This window comes from candidate division WOR-3 bacterium, assembly GCA_039801905.1.
Classification (GTDB): Bacteria; Hydrothermota; Tepidihabitantia; order Tepidihabitantales; family JBDRVQ01; genus JBDRVQ01.
Map to the genome: position 1 here is coordinate 1 of JBDRVQ010000058.1, position 5,485 is coordinate 5,485.

The following is a 5,485-nucleotide window of genomic DNA, read 5'->3' on the forward strand; positions in this document are numbered from 1 at the left end:
ATGTCGGTAATGCCCCCATCATATATCGCTGACCATAATTGGGTACCGTTGGCATTGTACTTAACCGTTCCGTAATCAAGGACCTCCCCATAACCGTTAGCGTAACCCGTGACGTAGACATTACCGGAATTGTCAACTGCGAGACCATGCGCCTCATCATCCAAGTTCGCTGGACCGTTGTATCTTGCTACCCAAGCCTGGGGAAAGAGGAGCGTCGGAATGAAAAAAAGAGCAATTAGAGATATATTGTGAAGGTTTCTCTTTATCATAAATCCTCCCGCTCTTCTTCCTATTATAAATATAACATACATTATAATAAAAAATTTTTTAAGGTCAAGGGAGATTTTAAAAAATTTCAAAAGACCCTAAACCTCAATTTCTAATTTTCTATAATTTAATATTCAAGTAAAGAAGGAAAAAGACAAAAAGGGCGGTGAAGGCAGTGATGTTAAAGGTGAAACCGAAGGCAAGATGGAGGAATCCCAAATTGAGATTTAAGTTCTCTAAGCCAAATCTAATCGCCTTAAAGAAAAAGTCCCTCACCGGTCCTGGGGGAAAGAGTGTTGATAGATATTGGGAAAAGGCCGAACCCAAAATCCCACCGGTAATGATTAAAAGAATGATAAAACCAATCCCTCTCTTTACCATTTCTCCTCCCTTTATAAAATAAGATCAACTCTTCTTCCACATCGGCTACAGGCTTTATCTTTAATCCCAATAACTTCCGCCCGAAAATAATCCCGAACAATTAAGAGATTACCACAGGCGGGACAAACTGTATTATTATTAAAACCCAAAACATTGCCCACATAAACATAATACAACTTCTCTTTCCCAATTTTATAAGCCATCTCTAAGGTCCTAATTGGTGTCGGTGGCAAATCTATCTTGTAATGGGGAAAATAGCGGGAGAAGTGTAAGACCGTCTCCTTACCCAAAGAGGAAACAAATTCTACCAATTCCCCGATCTCTTCCTCCTTGTCATTTTTCCCGGGAATTAAGAGATTGGTTATTTCAATGTGGCAAAATCTCTTTGCCCATCTTATCGTATTGAGAACGGTCTCCAAATCACCTTTCAGGAAATCCCGATAGAAATCTTTTCGGATTGACTTTAAGTCAATATTCATCGCATCAATGTAAGGCAAAATCTCTTTTAACGGCTCTTCGTTCACCATACCATTGGTCACCAAAACATTCTTCATCCCCTTCTCTTTTGCCAATTTCATCACATCCCAGAGATATTCAAACCAGATTACCGGTTCGGTATAGGTATAGGCGATAAACTTGCTCTCATACCTTTCCGCCTCCTCTATTAAACTTTCTGGGGAGAAATAACGACCGGATACTTTCCTTTGGGAAATCTCCCAGTTTTGACAGAAAGGGCAGAGGAGGTTGCAGCCGTAGGTGGCAACCGAAAAAATCTCCTCTCCGGGATAAAAGTGATAAAGAGGCTTCTTTTCCATCGGATCAATTGCCATTGAAACCACTTCGCCGTAATTGAGGGCGAATAATTTCCCCCCGATATTTTTTCTCCCCAAACACCTTCCCACCTTCCCTTCGCCAATCCGACAGAAATTGGGGCAGAGTTGGCAAACGATAAATTCCCCTTCCTTCTTATAATACTTTGCCTCTACCATTTAAGTCTCCTGCCATCACTTAAATAGACAATCGCCTGATAGCCAGGAAATTTCTTAATATAATCCTCTCCCCTTTCCCCTAAGACAAAAAGGGCAGTGGAGAGGGCATCGCAGATTATCGCTTCTTTACCAAAAACCGTCACACTCTTCACCCCTTCCTTCGGATAACCGGTCTTTGGGTCTATAATATGGGAAAATCTTCTCCCTTCTATCTCAAAATAATTCTCATAATCACCAGAAGTGGAGACCGCTCCATCTTTTAAGTTCAAGGTCTCAATCAAACCTTCTCTCCTTGGATCCTTAATCCCAATTTTATAAGAATCACCAAAGACTAAAATGTCACCACCCCCATCAATCAAACCCTTCTTTATCCCGTATCTTTTTAAGATTTCATAAGCCCGGTCAAGCCCATAGCCCACCGCAATCCCGCCCAAATCAATCTTAGTCCCCGAGAGAAGATAAACCGAGTCCCCTTTAATTATCACCCTTTCATCGCCAACCAAATTTCTCTTCTCGGTAATCTCCTCTTCCTTTGGTAAATGATAAGACCTTTGATAAAATCCCCAGATTTCCATTAGGGGATAGATGGTGATGGTGAAGGCACCATCCGTTAAATCGCCAATCTCTCTTGCCTTCCTGATGATGGTGAGCAAATCCCCAGAAGCCTTGAGCCGACCATTTCGATTCAATCGGGAGACCTCAGAACTATCCGAAAAGATAGAGAATAAATTATTATACCTCTTCATCTCGGAGAAGACCTCTGCCAAAGCCTTAGAGACTACCTTCTCTTCTCCCGTTATCTTCACCCGAAAATAACTACCAAAGATTATTTCGGTCCGCTCCATCGTCTTTTCCTTTTGGCAAAAGAGAAAAAGGAGAGGAAGGATTTTTATTAAACTTTTCACCGGATTAGGCAATTGTTAGCCATTCGGTCTTTGCCCGATTCCATTCGTAAATGGGATGGCCAATCCCCGTATAGAAATCCTTTATCTCCTCTTCGGAAAAGCCTAAACAATCTTCCAAGATTGGTGCTAATACCGAAAGGGCATTCTCGGAAAGGACAGTTCTTTTTGAGATATGTCCGAGATAAGGGGAAGGTGAGACGGCAATCGTAAAGCCACCGTAGACATTAATATGGAGCATCACATGTAAATCCGAAGAGCCGTCGCCGACATAGATTACCCTTTCCCGCGGGATGTGCTCCTTTTCCACCAACTCATCAACGATCGCCACTTTGCCCTGTCCCGCCGCGGTCCTTTCAATCTCAATAATCTTCCCCTCTTGGTCAAAGAGAAAATCTGTGCCAAAAATTCTTTCTTTCGGCAATATCCCTTCCAGAGACCTTTCAATTAAAATTCGGGGGCAGGCGGAGACGACATAGGAGATAAACTCACTTCCCTTAATCCCATTCTCCAAAACCGAAAATAGTTCTTTCACATCTTCCTTTAATCTTATCACCTTTCCCGCTTTAATTAAAATCTCCTTTGTCACCCGATTCTTATAATCCTGGTCGGAGACCAAGAGGTAAGCCAATTCCCCACCCAATTGGGTAATATTTCTCTTGCGCAACTCCTTCACCTTCGCTAAAAATGTCTCCGGTTTGATACCAATCATCTGAGAGATTAAAACCCCGGAATCATCAAGGGAGAGTGTCTGGTCAAAGTCGGAGACGAAGAGAAACTTCTTTTTTAATTCCTTTCTTATTCTTTTCATCGCAACCTATTCTATGCTCAGATTAGAATTTGTCAACAAAACTTACTCCGCTTTCTCTTTATTAATTCAACAAATGCCTCCAGGCGGGTCAAAAGACCGGTCTTGGAGGTGTGCTCATCAAAGGATAGGGATAAGACCGGCACATCATAATCTTTACTCACTTCCTTCAATGCCTCCATTGCGATATTCTCCGGCATACAGGTAAAGGGAAAAATATGAATTATCCCATCAACCCCCTTTTTGATAAAATCTAACGCCTCCCCTAAGGTTCTTATCGCCTCCCCTCCGGGCGAATCTTTTAAGTAGCGCCGCGCCAAAAAATAGAATTTCAAAAATTCCCAGTCCAATTTCAGAAGATGCATTAAGTGGCGATAAAGGCTCCTCTTCGCCAAAACCCAAACCCCCATCCTACCCAATTCCTTCTCCATCTCCTGATTGGCGAAAGGTTCAATCATAAAGTATATCTCACCAACCAGACCAACCTTCAAGAGGTCATCTCTATCTTCCACCCAAAGGATTTTTTTTATCTCTTTTTTTAACCAGAGGATTTCGGAAAACTTCTCCGCCCTTTCTATCTTCTTTAAGAAAATCTTCTCTAATCTTTCGGCCTCGGCAAAATCAACCGCCCTCTTTTTTCGTAGCAATTCCTTAAAATCTTCAATTAAAGAACTCTTCGCCAATAGTAAAATTAAAGCCCGAATCACCTTATGGGGAGTGGTGGCAAAGATCTTGGGCATCTTCTCAAAAACAAATTGGTAAGGGGTATATTGGGAGACCGGATAGAAATTGAAACTGCCACTTTGGACAATCGGTCCTTTCTCCCGCAAAATCTTCTCTTGTAAAAAGTGGTAATAACCGAAACGGCACTTCTTCGCCCCAGCCGCCATAAATAAGGTATCCGCCCCCATCTCTAATGCTTCGTAAAAGTTACCAAGGGTAATCTTAAAAGGGAGGCAGATCATCTCCGGTGATAGTTTCACCCCAATCTCTAAGGTCCTCTTGGTGAGATCTCTGGGAAGAATGACTTCCGCCCCTAAGTTTTTTAAGAAGGATTTTAAGGCTAAGGTCTCATAACCAAAAGATGGGAAAGAGGCTCTCATTTACCATTTTGCCTATTTATCATATCAAGAAAAGCCTCCAATCGGGTAATAATCCCTGCCTTTCCGGTATGCTCATCAATCACCAATTTTAAGAAAGGAATCTCCCTCTCCTTTGCTTCCCTCTCCATAATCTCGCCAATTAAGGAATCCGGTCCGCAGCCAAAAGAGAAGATAAAACAGAAGGCGTCCAATTTATCTAAATAGAATCTAAAGGCGTTGTAAAGTTCCCTCTCAAATACCCAACGGATATTCTTCGCAAAACCATCTTTATTATGGAGAATAGAAATTGGCAAATCCTCCTTGGTGTAGACCAAAAATCCTTTCTCCTGAAAGAAGCGTATCACCTCTTTTCCCAGATAATCCTCGTTTAAGTTATAGAAATGGCTAATCAAACCAATCTTTTTCTCTTCCTTTGGAAAAGAGGGAGGCTGGGAAGGAAATCTTAGAAAAGGACGGGCTTTCAGATAGGCAAAAAGAGACTTTAACGGATTTTTGGTTAGATAAATCCCGTAAAGAAAATGGGGAAGAAATAGATTATTTTTTATCTTCGGGCTATCAATCGGAAAATGGCTCACAAACCGGGCACAATCCGGAACACCGATCATCTTCGGACAGGCGAAGAGTTTATCCCTTAAGAAGACAAACCGGGGAAGAAAGATTCGCTCAACCTCCTTAAAATTCCTAACGTGGCCAATGAGAATCTTGATCGGCAGACAGACCTCCGATGAGATATTCTTCACCCCATCTTCTAAGATCGCCTTATTGGTAATTGGGGAAAGGAAAACTTCCACTCCTAAATTTTGGAAAAAGACCTCCCAGAATTTTCCGTAGCGGTGATAGAAAAGCGCCCTCGGGATACCGATCTTCACCAATAATTTTACAAAATAATAAGGGGAAAGTCAACTCCACGGTTTTCATCAAAAATAATCTTACCGAAAATGGGTTATTTAATCAAAAATATCTTACCATTGAAAAAATTTAGGCTCCCTCCCATATTAAAAAGTAATAGGGGGAGCCTTTATGGTTATAACGATG

Annotated in this window: 7 protein-coding genes; all 7 read right to left on the bottom strand. The window is 41.7% G+C overall.

Translation table 11 applies throughout. The annotated features are described in order from the left end of the window. On the bottom strand, nt 1–269 hold a 269-nt coding region (locus ABIL00_08060), incomplete at its 3' end, for an SBBP repeat-containing protein (protein MEO0110710.1). A gap of 118 nt (nt 270–387) precedes the next feature. Continuing rightward, nucleotides 388–648, bottom strand: a complete 261-nt coding sequence (locus ABIL00_08065; GenBank protein ID MEO0110711.1) for a hypothetical protein — start codon at nt 646–648, stop codon at nt 388–390. A gap of 11 nt (nt 649–659) precedes the next feature. After that, nucleotides 660–1,637 carry an AmmeMemoRadiSam system radical SAM enzyme gene (gene amrS, locus ABIL00_08070; protein MEO0110712.1) on the bottom strand — a complete coding sequence of 326 codons (978 nt, stop codon included), beginning with the start codon at nt 1,635–1,637 and terminating at the stop codon, nt 660–662. Next, nucleotides 1,631–2,542, bottom strand: a complete 912-nt coding sequence (locus ABIL00_08075) for an FAD:protein FMN transferase (protein MEO0110713.1) — start codon at nt 2,540–2,542, stop codon at nt 1,631–1,633. The genes amrS and ABIL00_08075 overlap by 7 nt, the downstream gene beginning before the upstream one ends. Before the next feature lie 4 nt (nt 2,543–2,546). Next, nucleotides 2,547–3,350, bottom strand: coding sequence for an HAD-IB family phosphatase (locus ABIL00_08080; GenBank protein MEO0110714.1), 804 nt, complete (start codon nt 3,348–3,350; stop codon nt 2,547–2,549). A 32-nt stretch (nt 3,351–3,382) separates the two neighbouring features. Continuing rightward, nucleotides 3,383–4,450, bottom strand: a complete 1,068-nt coding sequence (locus ABIL00_08085; protein MEO0110715.1) for a 2-hydroxyacyl-CoA dehydratase — start codon at nt 4,448–4,450, stop codon at nt 3,383–3,385. Next, nucleotides 4,447–5,319, bottom strand: coding sequence for an acyl-CoA dehydratase activase-related protein (locus ABIL00_08090; GenBank protein ID MEO0110716.1), 873 nt, complete (start codon nt 5,317–5,319; stop codon nt 4,447–4,449). Before ABIL00_08090 ends, ABIL00_08085 begins: the two co-directional genes overlap by 4 nt. Nucleotides 5,320–5,485 lie beyond the last annotated feature (166 nt).

Excerpts from the sequence above, each read along its gene's own strand:
- ABIL00_08080 (MEO0110714.1), bottom strand. The coding sequence starts at position 3,350 with ATGAAAAGAATAAGAAAGGAATTAAAAAAGAAGTTTCTCTTCGTCTCC.
- ABIL00_08065 (MEO0110711.1), bottom strand. The coding sequence starts at position 648 with ATGGTAAAGAGAGGGATTGGTTTTATCATTCTTTTAATCATTACCGGT.
- ABIL00_08085 (MEO0110715.1), bottom strand. The coding sequence starts at position 4,450 with ATGAGAGCCTCTTTCCCATCTTTTGGTTATGAGACCTTAGCCTTAAAA.
- amrS (MEO0110712.1), bottom strand. The coding sequence starts at position 1,637 with ATGGTAGAGGCAAAGTATTATAAGAAGGAAGGGGAATTTATCGTTTGC.